18 protein-coding genes are annotated in these 13,203 nt (G+C 68.8%); 8 read left to right on the top strand and 10 right to left on the bottom strand.

What is annotated here, in order from left to right; all coding sequences use genetic code 11:
* Window positions 1-101: 101 nt before the first annotated feature.
* A complete protein-coding gene (locus ABZ801_RS12630) occupies window positions 102-308 on the bottom strand; it encodes a hypothetical protein (RefSeq protein WP_360696637.1) in 207 nt (68 codons plus the stop codon).
* Between the two features lie 270 nt (window positions 309-578).
* Here ABZ801_RS12630 and ABZ801_RS12625 point away from each other — a divergent pair, with 270 nt between their 5' ends.
* Window positions 579-2,189, top strand: a complete 1,611-nt coding sequence (locus tag ABZ801_RS12625) for an alkaline phosphatase D family protein (protein ID WP_344957175.1) — start codon at window positions 579-581, stop codon at window positions 2,187-2,189.
* 104 nt (window positions 2,190-2,293) lie between these two features.
* Here the strand turns inward: ABZ801_RS12625 and ABZ801_RS12620 are convergent, their stop codons facing one another.
* Entirely contained in the window at window positions 2,294-3,043 is a 750-nt protein-coding gene (locus ABZ801_RS12620) for a hypothetical protein (protein ID WP_360696633.1), read from the bottom strand.
* Window positions 3,044-3,306: 263 nt separating this feature from the next.
* On the opposite strand from ABZ801_RS12620, the gene ABZ801_RS12615 reads away from it, so the two are divergent.
* The 3 genes from ABZ801_RS12615 (at window position 3,307) to ABZ801_RS12605 (ending at window position 5,551) form a co-directional block, all read left to right on the top strand.
* On the top strand, window positions 3,307-3,924 hold the full coding sequence (locus ABZ801_RS12615) for a hypothetical protein (protein WP_360696630.1): 618 nt from the start codon (window positions 3,307-3,309) through the stop codon (window positions 3,922-3,924).
* An 87-nt stretch (window positions 3,925-4,011) separates the two neighbouring features.
* Window positions 4,012-4,857 carry a MerR family transcriptional regulator gene (locus ABZ801_RS12610; RefSeq protein WP_360696627.1) on the top strand — a complete coding sequence of 282 codons (846 nt, stop codon included), beginning with the start codon at window positions 4,012-4,014 and terminating at the stop codon, window positions 4,855-4,857.
* Between the two features lie 76 nt (window positions 4,858-4,933).
* The gene (locus tag ABZ801_RS12605) at window positions 4,934-5,551 is read left to right on the top strand and encodes a GyrI-like domain-containing protein (RefSeq protein ID WP_360696624.1); all 618 of its coding nucleotides are present in this window, start codon (window positions 4,934-4,936) and stop codon (window positions 5,549-5,551) included.
* A gap of 63 nt (window positions 5,552-5,614) precedes the next feature.
* Here ABZ801_RS12605 and ABZ801_RS12600 read toward each other — a convergent pair whose 3' ends face one another.
* On the bottom strand, window positions 5,615-6,082 hold the full coding sequence (locus ABZ801_RS12600) for an SRPBCC domain-containing protein (RefSeq protein ID WP_360696621.1): 468 nt from the start codon (window positions 6,080-6,082) through the stop codon (window positions 5,615-5,617).
* Between the two features lie 210 nt (window positions 6,083-6,292).
* Between ABZ801_RS12600 and ABZ801_RS12595 the strand changes: the two genes are divergently transcribed.
* Entirely contained in the window at window positions 6,293-7,528 is a 1,236-nt protein-coding gene (locus ABZ801_RS12595; protein WP_360696618.1) for a hypothetical protein, read from the top strand.
* Between the two features lie 696 nt (window positions 7,529-8,224).
* Complete coding sequence (locus ABZ801_RS12590) at window positions 8,225-8,689, top strand: hypothetical protein (protein ID WP_360696615.1); 465 nt, start codon at window positions 8,225-8,227, stop codon at window positions 8,687-8,689.
* A gap of 15 nt (window positions 8,690-8,704) precedes the next feature.
* Here the strand turns inward: ABZ801_RS12590 and ABZ801_RS12585 are convergent, their stop codons facing one another.
* Genes ABZ801_RS12585 through ABZ801_RS12565 form a run of 5 tightly spaced genes read right to left on the bottom strand, consistent with a single transcriptional unit; the run spans window position 8,705 to window position 10,295 of the window.
* Complete coding sequence (locus ABZ801_RS12585; RefSeq protein WP_360696611.1) at window positions 8,705-8,911, bottom strand: DUF397 domain-containing protein; 207 nt, start codon at window positions 8,909-8,911, stop codon at window positions 8,705-8,707.
* The gene (locus tag ABZ801_RS12580; protein ID WP_360696608.1) at window positions 8,892-9,092 is read right to left on the bottom strand and encodes a DUF397 domain-containing protein; all 201 of its coding nucleotides are present in this window, start codon (window positions 9,090-9,092) and stop codon (window positions 8,892-8,894) included. Before ABZ801_RS12580 ends, ABZ801_RS12585 begins: the two co-directional genes overlap by 20 nt.
* Window positions 9,079-9,285, bottom strand: a complete 207-nt coding sequence (locus tag ABZ801_RS12575; RefSeq protein WP_360696605.1) for a DUF397 domain-containing protein — start codon at window positions 9,283-9,285, stop codon at window positions 9,079-9,081. The genes ABZ801_RS12580 and ABZ801_RS12575 overlap by 14 nt, the downstream gene beginning before the upstream one ends.
* Window positions 9,266-9,475 (bottom strand): DUF397 domain-containing protein, encoded by a 210-nt coding sequence (locus ABZ801_RS12570; RefSeq protein ID WP_360696602.1) that lies wholly within the window; start codon window positions 9,473-9,475, stop codon window positions 9,266-9,268. Before ABZ801_RS12570 ends, ABZ801_RS12575 begins: the two co-directional genes overlap by 20 nt.
* Entirely contained in the window at window positions 9,462-10,295 is an 834-nt protein-coding gene (locus tag ABZ801_RS12565) for a helix-turn-helix transcriptional regulator (protein ID WP_360696599.1), read from the bottom strand. Before ABZ801_RS12565 ends, ABZ801_RS12570 begins: the two co-directional genes overlap by 14 nt.
* A 134-nt stretch (window positions 10,296-10,429) precedes the next feature.
* Here ABZ801_RS12565 and ABZ801_RS12560 point away from each other — a divergent pair, with 134 nt between their 5' ends.
* Entirely contained in the window at window positions 10,430-10,654 is a 225-nt protein-coding gene (locus ABZ801_RS12560; protein WP_360696596.1) for a hypothetical protein, read from the top strand.
* Between the two features lie 87 nt (window positions 10,655-10,741).
* On the top strand, window positions 10,742-11,056 hold the full coding sequence (locus ABZ801_RS12555) for a hypothetical protein (protein WP_360696593.1): 315 nt from the start codon (window positions 10,742-10,744) through the stop codon (window positions 11,054-11,056).
* A 441-nt stretch (window positions 11,057-11,497) separates the two neighbouring features.
* Here the strand turns inward: ABZ801_RS12555 and ABZ801_RS12550 are convergent, their stop codons facing one another.
* Together ABZ801_RS12550 and ABZ801_RS12545 are read right to left on the bottom strand one after the other, a co-directional pair.
* Window positions 11,498-12,244, bottom strand: coding sequence for a DUF4253 domain-containing protein (locus ABZ801_RS12550; protein WP_360696590.1), 747 nt, complete (start codon window positions 12,242-12,244; stop codon window positions 11,498-11,500).
* Window positions 12,245-12,407: 163 nt separating this feature from the next.
* Entirely contained in the window at window positions 12,408-13,202 is a 795-nt protein-coding gene (locus ABZ801_RS12545) for a hypothetical protein (RefSeq protein ID WP_360696587.1), read from the bottom strand.
* Window position 13,203 lies beyond the last annotated feature (1 nt).

Below are 13,203 nucleotides of genomic sequence, written 5' to 3'. Positions count from 1 at the left end.
CCACGTACACCCTCCACCGATTTTTGATCTTAAGTGCCGACACGACCGAACGTCCTTCGATTCTGCTTTTCTCTCGGCCGCGGCATGACAATCCGCTCGGATCAGGACGCGGTCGCGGAGCCGCGGCCCGACGACCGGGCGGCCCAGGCACGGACGCTCCACGCGGTCTCGTCGCTGACCTCGGAGCGGCGCAGCACGAGCGCCCTGCCGTGGTCGTGCACGACTGCACCGACCACCGGCTCGCCGATGCCGTCACGGTCGGCGCCGTCCCGCAGGCGCCGCATGTCGACTTCTGACAGGCCGCTCACGCCGGGGAACGTGCGCGCGATCCGCGTTCCACCCCTCGCGAGCACGGATGATTGCCCGTCTACCTGCGAAAACACCGTGCAGCCGAGATGACCGTCCCCCGGCGCGTGAACTGCGGGAGATCGGGGCGTTGCCTCGTGTGCAACGATCTCCGTCGCGCCGATGGACACGCACCGAAAGCTGTGTGATCGGAGTTGTTCACCCGGTTTTTGGCAATTTGTGTGCCTTGTGAGGTTTGCTTACCGCCGTCAAGATCAAGGGCGGGAGGCAAGATGACTTCGCAAGTCGGTTCGGTGCCACGGCGCCGATTCCTTGGCCTGGGCGGTGCCGGCGCCGCGGCCGTCGTCCTCGGCACGGGTGTGCTCGGCGGGGAGAGCGCGAACGCGTTCACGCTCAGGAAGGACAACCCGTTCACGCTCGGGGTGGCGTCGGGCGATCCGTCGTCGGACGGCTTCGTGCTGTGGACGAGGCTGGCGCCGGAGCCGTTCGCGGCCGACGGCAAGGGCGGCATGCCCGACAGGAGCGTGCGGGTCGAGTACGAGGTGGCCCGGGACGAGCGCTTCCGGCAGGTCGTGCGACGCGGCGCCGCGGTGGCCACGCCGGAGCTGGGGCACTCGGTGCACCCCGAGATCCACGGCCTCGCCCCCGACCGGGAGTACTTCTACCGGTTCCGCGCGGGCGGCGAGATCTCCCCGGTCGGCCGGACCAGGACGTTCCCCGTGGCCGCGGCCAACCCGCGTGAACTCGACTTCGCGTTCGCCTCCTGCCAGGCCTGGCAGGACGGCTACTACACCGCGTACGACCACATGGCCGCCGAGGACCTCGACCTGGTCGTGCACCTGGGCGACTACATCTACGAGTACGAGATCAAGAACAACAACAAGCGGGGCGTGACGGTGCCGGAGCAGTTCGGCACCGAGACGTTCGACCTTGCCCGCTACCGGCTGCAGTACTCCCTCTACAAGGCCGAGGCGCCGCTGCAGAAGGCGCACGCCCGCTTCCCGTTCATCCACACCCTGGACGACCACGAGGTCGTCAACGACTGGGCCAAGGACACGGTCCTCATGGGCCGCAACCCCAACCCCGACCCGGCCGCGTTCGCCCGGCGCAAGGCGGCGGCGTTCCAGGCCTTCTACGAGAACCTGCCGCTGCGGCGCGCCCAGCTGCCCTCCGGCCCGCACATCCGCGTGCACCGCAGGCTGGCGTACGGACGGCTCGCCGACATCACGATGATCGACACGCGCGGGTCCCGCGACATCCAGGCGTGCTCGTACGGCAACGGCACCGGCCGGACCAAGGCGTGCCAGGAGCGCTTCGACACCGACCGCACCATCCTCGGCGCCGACCAGAAGCGATGGCTGCTGGACGGCCTCAGCTCCTCCCGCGCCCGCTGGCAGATCCTGGGCAACCAGGTGCCGATGCTGGAGACCGACTGGGACCCGGGCACCGGCAAGGACGTGTGGGTCGACCCGTGGGACGGCTACGTGGCCGACCGCAACGAGATCCTGGCGGCCGTCCAGGAGCGGGACGTCCGCAACCTGGTCGTCATCACCGGCGACCGCCACCAGAACTACGCCGCCGACCTCAAGCGCGACTTCGACGACCCCGACTCGCCCACGGTGGCCAGCGAGTTCGTCGGCACCTCGATCACCAGCGGCGGCGACGGCGCCGACGTCGACGCGCTCGGCCAGACCTTCCTGGCGGCCAACCCGCACATGAAGTTCTACAACGCCCAGCGCGGCTACGTCCGGGTCAACGTCAACCGCGAGCGCTGGCTCGGCGAGTTCCGCGTCCTGCCGTACGTCACCCGGCCGAACGCCCCGATCTCGACCCGCGCCGCGTTCGTCGTCGAAGACCGCAGGCCCGGCGTGCAGTCCGCCTGACCCGCTCCCCCACCCCCCGCGAGCCCTCGATCCCGGACGGATCGGGGGCTCGTCACGTACCGGAACGTCCGGACCGGCGGATGCCCGGTGCCTGGTATCAGCGGCTATGACGCGGGCGTCGCGGTGTCGGCGTCGGCGGCGGCCCGCTTCTGCGTGACATGGACGCGGGCCACGGCGGTCATGATGGCGGCGATGGGGAGCCAGACGGCCGCCGTCAGCCAGAAGTTCTCTTCTCTGCTGCCGGCGGTCAGGAGCGGGGTGAAGAGCCCGCCGAAGAACAGGCCGAAGGACAGGCCCAGGGTGGCGACCATGCCCGGCGTCGGGTCGGAGGCGCGGCGAGCCAGCCGCCACAGGCACGAGGCCGCCATGAGAAGGCCGCTGGGAACGGTGATCAGCGCGAGGATGAGGAACCGTGCGCGGAGGTTGGCCGGGGCCTCGTGCGTCCGCTGGGACTCGCCGTCGGCCGCGATCTCCGTCAGCCGGCCGCGCCAGATGGTGCCGGTGACCCGGTCGCCCTCGTCGAGGCTGTCCACGAGGGGGACCCGGGACGAGTAGTACGTCTCCCACCTGACGCCGTCCGCGTCGGTCAGCACCACACGGTCCGACTCGCCCCTCTTGTTGGTCAGGCGGACGCCGGACACGGTGAACTCCTTCGTCCAGCGGCATTCGGCGGGCCCGGACGGGGCGGCCGGGCAGCGCTGCGCCGCCTCGTAGGCGCGCAGGTCGCGGACGCCGTCCGGCGCCTGGGTCACGGCGAAGAAGATGCCGAGGGTCGCCAGGCCGACGCCGACCAGCAGGGTGACGACGGTCCCGATGACGCTGCGCAGGATCCCGGCGATGGAGAGGTTGGCCACGTCCGCATTGTCCCATTCAGTGGATCTTGCAGGCGACCCGTTAACCGCGTCCGACCAGCCGCGACGCCCTTCGGTACGGCGATCCCGGCGGCGCCCGCGCGCACCGCGTCACCGAGCCGCGGCGCCCCGACCGGCCGTCCGTCTCCTACCAGCGCGGGAGCCGGATGCCTCGCACGGGGGAGCCGGGCCACCCGCGCCGGAAAGCAGGATCAGGGATGCCGGGCCACCGAGGACCCGGCGCCCTGACCGAACGAGGAGCCCACATGCCCAGCGCGAAGATCAAGGCCGTCACTCTCACGTTGGCCGCGGCCGCCGCCGTCACCGCCTGCGCGACCTCCGCGTCCGCCGCGCAACCGCGGGCCGCCGCCAAGCCGAAGACGGCGAGCGTCACGGGCGCGGCCTCCTTCCGCCTCACCTTCGCGCCCGACGCCGACGTCCGCAGGTTCGCCATCGACGCGCACGCCGTCCCATACTCCCGGCCGATGCCGGAGATCGGCGCACCCGGCGGACTGCCCACGGACGCCCGCGGCACCGTGAAGATCTCTCACTACGTGGCCGCGCAGCAGACGACTCTCCGGGCCGAGGCCGAGGTGGACTGCCTGGCGACCAGCCCGGGCAACGCCACCCTGACGGCGAAGGTCGTCCGCGCCGACGGCCCGCTGGCCGACTGGGTGGGACGACGCCTCGGCTTCAGCGTCAACGACCGCGGCCACGACTGGGTGGGCCTCTCCTGGGCCGTCGGCAACGTCACCCAGAACGAGCACGGCACGTGGGAGGAGTCTCCGGTCGGCACCTGCATGGCCCCCGCGGCCTTCGCCCCCGTCACCCAGGGGAACTTCACCGTCCGCCACGTCGACCTGCCCCCGGCGCCACAGGGGTGAAGGGAATCGGGGCGGTCCGTCCGAACTCCGCGCACGAACTCGTCGCGATTTGACTCTCCCACAATGGGAGCGTCCATGCTTGTGGGCGTGACAGAGGGACTTCTGCCGATCGGGCGGTTCGCCCGGCTGTGCAGGCTCAGCGTCAAGCAGCTCCGGCATTACGACGACATGGGCCTGCTGGCGCCGGCCCATGTCGATCCGGACACCGGGTACCGCTACTACCGGCCCGAGCAGGCCCGCGACGCGCTCGTCATCGGCCTGCTGCGCTCCCTCGACGTGCCGCTTCCGGCGATCGGGCAGGTGCTGGCGGGGACGACCGACGTGCTGGGCGACGTCCGCGACCGGATGGAGGCCGACCTGGCGCGGCGCCGCCGCAACCTCGCCGCGCTCGAACGCATCCTCGCCGCGGGCCTGCCCCTGCCGGAGGTGCGGCTCGTGCGCGAACCGGCCCGGCGGGTGGCGCTCGTCCGCGACGTCGCGTCGGAGGAACGGATCGGAGAGGTCACGTCGGCGTGCGTGGCCCGGCTGATCGGTGCGGTGCTCGGCGGGAACGCGCAGCCGCACACTCGCCCGCCGGACCACGGCGCCGACGACGACCCTTCGGCCCCGGACGGCGGACCGCTCGGAACACTGATCGGCCTGTTCCCTCTCGACCTCGCTCCGGAGATCGCCATTTCCGTCGCGGTGGAGACGTCCGCGGCCGTCCCCGGTACGGTTCCGGACGTCCTGCCCGGCGGGTTGTTCGCGGCGGCGACCCACGTCGGGCCGTACGAGCAGATAGGGCTCACCGCGTACGCGCTGCTGGCCTGGGTCGGCGACCACGGGCACCTGCCCGCCGGGCCGCTCCGGGAGGTCTACGTCTCCGACCCCGCGCGCACGCCACCGGACCAGCTCCGGACCCGCCTGATGATCCGGCTGGACGACGCGGAATGAACGCGCCTCCGGAAACGGACCCGCGAAAGACGAATACGCGCCCGCCCACGCATCCGCCCCCGAAGGGACCCGAGTGATGTCGCCCTACGACGTCAAACGAGAACGCAAAGAACTGTACGCGCCGAAGAACACCGCGTGGGCGCTGATCGAGGTGCCCGAACAGCAGTTCATCGCGATCGACGGCCAGGGCGACCCCAACACCTCGCCCACCTACGCGGCCGCCGTCGAGGCCCTCTACACCGTGGCCTATACGCTCAAGTTCGCCGCCAAACGCGACGGCCAGGATTTCGTCGTGGCGCCCTTGGAAGGGCTGTGGTGGGCGGATGACTACGAGGCGTTCACCGTCAGGGCGAAGGCGTCCTGGAAATGGACGATGCTCATCAGCCTGCCCGACTGGATCACCAAGGAGACGATCGAGGAGGCCCGCGCCGCCGCGGCGGCCAAGAAGAAACTCCCCGCCATCGCCGGCCTCCGCCACCACACCCTGCACGAGGGCCTGTGCGCCCAGATCCTGCACGTCGGCTCCTACGACGACGAGGCTCCCCTGCTGGCCCACCTCCACAACGACTACGTCAAGGCCAACGGCCTGCGCCTCCACGGCCTGCACCACGAGATCTACCTCAGCGACCCGCGCCGGACCCGGCCGGAGCAGCTCAAGACGATCCTCCGCCAGCCCGTCCGCCCGTCCGAGTGACGCCTCGCGGCATAGGGACCGCCCGTTGCCCGCGCACACGCCCGTGCCATGGACGCGGGGAGGTCAGAGGGCGCGTTCCCCCTCGACGAGCGCCGCGAGGTTCGCCAGCGCCATCCGGCTGCCGGTCTCGTTGTCGGCGGCGGGAATGGCGTCGGGAATCCCCTCGTGCACGATGACGACTTCGGTGCCGCCGTCGGCGTCGGTGAGCGTCGTCGTCATCGTCATGGTCCCGCGCATTTCCGGTTCCGCGGTCTCGAACTCGAACACCTCGACCACCCGCTCGTCCGGGACCAGCTCGGCGAAGTGGCCGTGGTAGGTGTCGGTGTGCGACGACGACTTTCCGGTCGGCCCCGGCACGTCATAGGTGAGCGAAATCCGGAACGATCCGCCTTCCCGGGCGTCGAATTCGTGAACGTGGCTGCTCATGCCCGCCGGAACCCGCCATTTCGCGATCGCGTCCGCGTTCACGAGCGCCTGGTAGACGACAGAGCGCGGCGCGTTCACACGCTGAGAGACCCGCGTCGAATACATGTCGCCGACATTACCGGCGGACTGCGCGCCTGTCCCGGCCCATATGCGCGCCGCGCCCCTCGCTGAGCCGTCGCAGGCGACTTCCCGGGGTTGGGCGCCCGGCACCTGCGGGCCAGCCTCCACGGCCCAGCGACAGGCACCCGAACTGGGTCCCAAAGCAGGTCTCAGGACCCTGGGGGGCACCCGCAGCCCAACACGATCATCTCGATCGTGCAACGTCCCGACAGCGGCGCCGGAGCTCTCGAGTACATCGCCGTCACCCTGCTGATCGCCGGAATCGTCACCGCCGTGTCCATGTCCGGTGTGGGGGCCACCGTGGCGCATGCCTGCACCAGCGCGGTCTGCCGCGTTCTCGGCGACTCCTGCCCCCTGGCTCAACGGGGCCGCGGAGAGACGCCGCCCGGCACACTCGCCCATCAGACGGTGCGTCCGACCAAGCCGCCGCTGCCGAAGCCGGTCTGCCGGCCGAATCCGGACGCGCCCTGGTTCGACCGGCTCAACGCGCACAACGACTACCAGAACCGGAGGCCGCTGACCGACTCCCTCAACGCGGGGGCGACCAGCGTGGAGGCCGACGTGTGGTGGGAGGACGGCGAGCTCAAGCTCAAGCACGACAAGGGCACCGCCAAGGTCGGCACCCTGCGCGACAAGTACATCGACCCGCTGATCGAACGGGCCCGGCAGCAGGGCGCCGTCTACCCGGGCCGCCGGGAGCCGTTCCAGATCTTCATCGAGGTCAAGAGCAAGCCCAAGGCGCTCGCCTACAAGCAGATCCTCAAGGAGATCAAGGATCTGCCCCCGGACGTGCAGGTCGTCCTGCCGCTCAGTGCCGCCGACCCGTACGAGGCCGACCGGCAGGCGGTCATCGGCGCACCGTCGAACGTCACCTTCCTGACCGATTTCGACGAGTGCAGGATCCCGGCCAACCTCGATCCGAGGAACCCCGCCTACGACCACGAGTACGCCCAGCGGGTCTCCATCCTCAACGGTGACTTCAAGAAGTGCGTCTCGTCGGACCCCGCGCTCAGCGAGGACGAGAAGGAGGAGTTCACCCGGCTGGTGCAGAAGGCCCACGACGCCGGCCTCAAGGTCCGCATGTGGCACGGCCCCGACGGCCAGTACCGTTCCGACTGGTTCGCCAGCGGCAAGGGCTTCGGCGGCGACAACCCGCTCATGGGCGACAACGAGGCCAACGGCGCCTTCACCAAGTGCCTGCCCGGCATGCACGACTGCCGCAGGTTCCGCCAGATCGACTGGATGGACCTCGAACTCGCCGCCGGGGTCGACTACCTGCCCACCAACCACCTCGGCGCGGGCGCCGCCCACCTCAAGTACTGCGGCCTCCCACCCCGCACCAGCTACCCCACCCCGCCCCCACCCACGAAGAAGCCCGCGCCCCCGACCACCCTCCCCAGCCCCTCCGCCGGCCCCGCCCCCGCCCACTGACTCCTGTGGCCCCGCCGTCGATCACGGTGAGCCCTTCCTGATCGCCCTGGCGCGGAGGCCGAGTGTTGAGCGCGAAGTGGCGGAGCCTCTGTCAGTATGCGGCGAGGTTCATTCGCGGATCTTGGGTCGCGACAGACCTTCTTCCCGATTCCGGGTGTTGGAGGTACAGGGATGAGTTTCCGGCTGGCGGCGTACGCCGTGTGCATCGAGGACGGGCGCGTGCTGCTCGCTCGTCACATGCTCAGCCGAGGTCATACTCACTACTCTTCACCGCCGTGTGAACGCCCGCCACTCGTCGGCCCGGAAGGTCGACTTCGGCCCCTCGGGGTTCTTGGGAGTCCCGCACGGGCGACACCGGCTGCGAGGTCCGCCACCTCGACGCAGGCACCAGCGCCGCTGCACGTGAGGCCGGGCCATGGGCGGCCCGGACGGCTGCGGTGCATCCGCACTGGGTAGCCGGGCGGCGCTGGCGTACCACCGGTCCCCCCGCCTGCACCGGCCACCCCTTGCTGACGACCCGGCGGGCCTTGGTCGCGACCCCGGGCAGGTCACCCGCCATGCCGAGCGACGCGGTACGCCTTGCGTGTGCACGGAGCGCTCTGGGCGCCTTCGCTGTACGGGGGACCACGGTGACGTAGCCACCAGCGCCGACCGGTCCCCAGTACCAGACCCACAAGATCACATGTACTGAGCTATATGCTGACCTGCGCAGACTTCGATCAGGATGACGGGACAGCGATGCCGACTCACGAGTGGACCATGGCCAATGATGAATACGGCTCGCGTCCGCGCCCCAGGTGGAAGACCTACTTGACCGTCGCCTTGGGATTGTCGGGATTCCTGGGACTACTCGCCGTGCTCTACTTGATCAGTACGCCAGGAGGGACTACCCCGTCCCTTGGCTCGAAGAGCTACAGCACCAACGTCGAGTGCCAGGTGAACACGACCGGATCGCAGGGCACGGTAACGATCAACGGCACGATCACAGGCGACGCGACGAGCTATTCGGTCACCGTCGAGGTCTTGGATGCAGCCTCTCACCAGCGGATCGGCCTTCAGACCTTCGAGGTTCGAGGCACGAACACCTTCGGAGGAACCACCGCGGCGCAAGCTCCGATTGGACCCGCCGGCATTGAATGCAAGATCACCAAGGTCGCCTAATTAGGCCAGCGAACGTCAGCCGAGGTCATACTCACTACCCTTCACCGCCTCGGTGAACGCCCGCCACTCATCGGCAGCGAACGCCAACTTCGGCCCGTCGGGGTTCTTGGAGTCTCGGACAGCGACCACTGCGGCAAGGCTGGAGATCTCCACACACTGTCCACCGTGGTGGTCACTGTGGCTGCTCTTACGCCAGCGGACGTCAGCCGAGGTCGTACTCACTGTTTCTCACCGCCTGCATGAACGCGCGCCACTCCCCCGCGGCGAACGCCAACTTGGGGCCGTCCGGGTCCTTGGAGTCCCGCACGGCGACACCGGCGGCGAGGTCCGCGACCTCGACGCACTCGCCGCCTTCATGCCCGCTGCGGCTGCCCTTGCGCCAGGGGACGTCAGCCGAAGTCATACTCACTACCCTTCACCGCCTGCATGAACGCGCGCCACTCCGCAGCGCCGAAGGTCAGCCTGGGCCCCTCGGGGTTCTTGGAGTCCCGCACGATGACACCGGTTACGAGGTCCGCAACCTCGACGCACTCGCCGCCTTCGTGAGAACTGCGAGTGCTCTTGCGCCAGCGAACGTCAGCCGAGGTCGTACTCACTACCCTTCACCGCCTGCATGAACGCGCGCCACTCCGCAGCGCCGAAGGTCAACTTCGGACCGTCAGGATTCTTGGAGTCCCGGACAGCGATCGCCGGGGCAAGGGTGGCGACCTCTACACACTCTCCACCGTGGTGGTCACTGTGGCTACTCTTACGCCACCGAGGGACCGAAGGGTCATGGGTTCTCATAGCTCTCCATTATTGACTTGATCACAGCTCGCGACTCGTCCACTGACAGTGCATGACTACGCAGAATGCTATACCCCTCGCTGCATCTGGCAACGGCGCTAGCTTCTTGAATAAGCAGGCCCTGCCCGAAGGACTCGATGTAGGCAACCCCGGGCCCATCAATGAAGCTCAGCAGAGTGCAACTACCTCCGAGTCCCTCGTGGTAGCCAACGTCGTGTGGCACGATATGCACGTGGACCTTGGGACGTAGCGATAGGTCGAGCAGATGCTGTAGCTGCTCCTGCATGACCTCTGGGCTGCCTATTTGACGTCGCAGAACGTTCTCGTCCAACGTAAGCCAGACACGCGGAGGATCCTCACGCATGAGGATGTTCTTGCGATCCATTCTCTTGCGCAGGAGCGGCTCTACAGCATCGGGCTGCTGGTTGGCGCCGATGATCGCCCGGGCGTACCCCTCGCTCTGACAAAGACCAGAGACGAGCATGGCCCCATAGATGTGCAGCGAGTCGGCCTTGGCCTCGTACTCCAGGTAGTGGTTGAAGCCTGGGGGCGGGGCCACGTGGCGGCCGGCCTTCTCGATCTCTTCGGCCATCTTCTGGAAGGTCTTCTCCGGGATCTTGAAGAACGTGTCCAGGTCGATGGCCGAGTCCACGGACGGCTTGGTGCCGGTCTCCATCTTCTCGATCCATCCAGGGGTGCAGCCGAGAGCCTCGGCGAGCTGGAGGCGAGAGAGCCCCGCCCCTTCACGGTAGGAGCGTAGGACGGCGCCGAAGGCGCGGATGAGCGGATCACGGGTCTGCTCGGGCTGCTGTCCGGTCATGGGGGGTCACCTCCGCGTGCGGGATGAGACTTGGTGGTCCTGCACTGTGTGTTCAGTCTGACGCAGAGAGTAGTCGAACGTGTGAGGCTGGTCACAGCATTTCCTCGAGAAATCCAGACCGAAGGTTCATCGACATGCAGATCGACGACCCCGCTATGGAGCGGCTGCGTAGGGACTTCCCTGGGCACCACATCTGGCGGTCCAAGAGGTGGGACGGGGCGCCGGGCGAATACGTCGCCACACTGATCGACCCCACCGCCGGAGTGGACGCCACGGTTATGCAGCCGAACCCCACCGCGTTGCGTAAGGCACTGAACGCCGAGGCCAAGCGCGCGCGGGCCAAGGGCAACGGTCGCTGACCAGGGGGGAGAAAGCGGCGCGGCCGGTGGGCGTCCCCCCGGGCACACCGGCCGCGCCGCCCATACACGAAGGGAGACCCAATTCCCATGGGCTTCGACAAAGGACGGCATGCGGCGACCCCCGAGCAACTCATGCCGCGTAATCCCCGTAGGGAACACCTGGGCGCGCTCAAGGCGTCCCTGGAAACGCACAACATCCGCGGCTCCGTAGTGGAGCGGTGCGGTTTCCCCCTCTTGAGGATCGCCCGGGAGAGAACGTCCGCTTGGACGAGGGAGATCGGGTGCGACTACGTCCAGGGCGTGTGGTGGTTCGTCTGGGCCGACAACGGCAAGGTGATCACTTCCGCCGAGCGCGTGGACGTGGCCGTGCGAAAGATCGTCCAGGAGATGAGCGCCTCATGATGACGCTGGTGGTCTTCGTGTACGGAACGGCGTGCCTGGTCGCGGGCGTGGTGTTCGGGAACGGGTGCGGGAGCCGGTGACGCCAACCGGTGCGGGCGGCGTTCGACATGGTGACGGCCGCGCGTCGTAGGCCATGCACACCGGGCTTGCTGCCGGAGGCCTTCAAGGCGATCGGGGCGAACGCCGTCCGCAAGCCTGAACAACTCGATGTGGCACACCAGCCGATGCTCACGAGATATGCCCCCGCTTGCCGGGCAGGCGCTCCAAGACGCTCGCTGGACAGACAGTCGCCAGGTAAGCGCGCCTTGCGCTGGGAAGCAGGACAGCGCGCGTGAACAGGACGAGCCCGTCTCGTACAAGGGAGAGATCGGGTTCGTGCCTGGGGGTGAGAAGCAAGTCGAACTCGTCAGGTGTGACGAGCGGGGCGGCGGGTGGCCGTTGTCAGTCCCACCAGAACCACCAGGACTCGGCGCCGACCAGGAACTTCGCGTACTCCTCGAAGTCGCCGACCCCCTGCCAGATGTTGTCGGGGCAGAGCGCGTGGTGTTCGACGGCGACCTGGCGGGCGTGCTCGATCGTCGTCGGCGGCGCGGCCACGGAGAGCCGGAGGATGTCGAAGCCCACCGAGATCACACGGACGCCGAACCGGTCCTCCCAGGTGCGGATGACGGCCGAGATCTTGTCCGTGCTGATGTGGTTGCACGGCCCGTCCCAGCCCGCCACGGTCAGCGCGTCCGCGCCGCGGTCGGCGGGGACCAGGCCGAGCAGGCTGGAGTCGCTTCCCTGTCCGTGGCGTCGCGCGACGGTGTCGGCGTCCACATCCGCCTTGCCGGGAGGGGCCAGGCCGGGCCACGGGCCTGAAAGCGGGCCGCCCTGCGAGTCCTCCGTCACCGAGTTCCACTTCTTCTCCAGGACGTCCCCGGCGTCGAGTGCGTCGATGGCGTCGACGGGCTCCGGCCACAGTTCGCCGTCATGCCAGGGACGGCTTGGGTCGTTGGCCATCCCGTCCAGCAGCAAGGGGTAGAGGCCGGTCTCGTGACGAAGGTCGTAGAGCCTCAGCCAGTGCCGGCCCGCGTCGGGGAGCCGTTCGTCCGACACCCAGAGGGCCGGACGGTCGGCGTCCTCGGGCGTGATCAGCTTGCCTGCGGGCAGTCCGTCCGGCAGTTCGTTCAGGGATCCTCGCGACATGCGGGGCAATCTAACCGGCCCCACCGACACGCCGACCACGCCGTGCACGCGGCCCCTATGCCGACAAGGCTCAATGAGGACACGCACCTCCAGCGCGCAAGCGTCCAGGACGCGGACGCCGGTGCGTAAACCGCACCCAACCGTCACCACATGTCGCAATGCCTCATGTAGTGGCGTCGGCTCCCGATCCGCGACGCGCCGCACAGAGGGCCGGAACCGCACCGCGTACCAGGGTGAGGCCCAGTGGGACGAACGCGGCCGCGAGGGCCAGGACGAAAGCGATGCCGTGCGGTTCGCCCGCCTTTAGCACTCCAGTGGCGTGTAGGGCCATCGGGGCGAGGCAGAGTGACCGCCACGGGCCAAGGGTGCGGGAGAGGTAGGCGCCGATCGCCAGGACGATCCAGCCGAGGTTGTACGCGGCGGTCAGCGCGTACGCGAGGTTCGGGGAGGCATAGACGTCACCGACGGTCGCGGTGGCGGCCGTCACGCCTTGGTGGTCCACCAGCCGGAAGGCGAGGTGGTTGATGCCCTCGTAGAAGGCCAGGGCGATGAGCCCGGTGAGGGCGGACGCGCCTGCCAGCAGTCCCCAACCGGGCCTCGTCCTGCCGATCAGGGCGGCGAGCGAAAGGAACGCCGGCCACAGGGCGAACCAGCCGAGCGCGAACACGACGTACGACGCCGTCATGAGCGCCGGGTGGTCCTGGTAGGCGGCCAGCTGCCCGGGGTAGTCGAACCCGGTGGACGGCCCGTCGGGCGAGAGGAGGTCGGCCGAGATCCGCAACGACTCCCCGACCAGCAGCAGCAGCGGCGAGATGAGCATGGAGGCCCCGCCCAGCCGGTGCGTCAAGGAGAGGAAACGGCCGTCGTCGGCATTGTCAGAGGAGGACTTGGTGAGGACATGCGGCACAGTGATCACCATGCGGGCGAAGCCCCGGTCTGCGCACTGGCCGAACGTCAAT

Origin of the sequence: Actinomadura sp. NPDC047616 (assembly GCF_040642915.1) — a bacterium.
In the GTDB taxonomy this organism is placed as follows: Bacteria; Actinomycetota; Actinomycetes; order Streptosporangiales; family Streptosporangiaceae; genus Spirillospora; species Spirillospora miaoliensis.
The sequence above is the reverse complement of the archived record's forward strand: the minus strand, read 5'-3'. Positions and strand labels throughout refer to the sequence as shown.

Bases quoted from the DNA above. Each gene is read 5' to 3' on its own strand.
- ABZ801_RS12600 (WP_360696621.1), bottom strand. From the start codon at position 6,082: ATGTATTCGACGCGGGTCTCTCAGCGTGTGAACGCGCCGCGCTCTGTC.
- ABZ801_RS12615 (WP_360696630.1), top strand. From the start codon at position 3,307: ATGCCCAGCGCGAAGATCAAGGCCGTCACTCTCACGTTGGCCGCGGCC.
- ABZ801_RS12565 (WP_360696599.1), bottom strand. From the start codon at position 10,295: ATGACCGGACAGCAGCCCGAGCAGACCCGTGATCCGCTCATCCGCGCC.
- ABZ801_RS12555 (WP_360696593.1), top strand. From the start codon at position 10,742: ATGGGCTTCGACAAAGGACGGCATGCGGCGACCCCCGAGCAACTCATG.
- ABZ801_RS12590 (WP_360696615.1), top strand. From the start codon at position 8,225: ATGCTGACCTGCGCAGACTTCGATCAGGATGACGGGACAGCGATGCCG.
- ABZ801_RS12570 (WP_360696602.1), bottom strand. From the start codon at position 9,475: ATGAGAACCCATGACCCTTCGGTCCCTCGGTGGCGTAAGAGTAGCCAC.
- ABZ801_RS12580 (WP_360696608.1), bottom strand. From the start codon at position 9,092: ATGACTTCGGCTGACGTCCCCTGGCGCAAGGGCAGCCGCAGCGGGCAT.
- ABZ801_RS12560 (WP_360696596.1), top strand. From the start codon at position 10,430: ATGCAGATCGACGACCCCGCTATGGAGCGGCTGCGTAGGGACTTCCCT.
- ABZ801_RS12625 (WP_344957175.1), top strand. From the start codon at position 579: ATGACTTCGCAAGTCGGTTCGGTGCCACGGCGCCGATTCCTTGGCCTG.
- ABZ801_RS12605 (WP_360696624.1), top strand. From the start codon at position 4,934: ATGTCGCCCTACGACGTCAAACGAGAACGCAAAGAACTGTACGCGCCG.
- ABZ801_RS12550 (WP_360696590.1), bottom strand. From the start codon at position 12,244: ATGTCGCGAGGATCCCTGAACGAACTGCCGGACGGACTGCCCGCAGGC.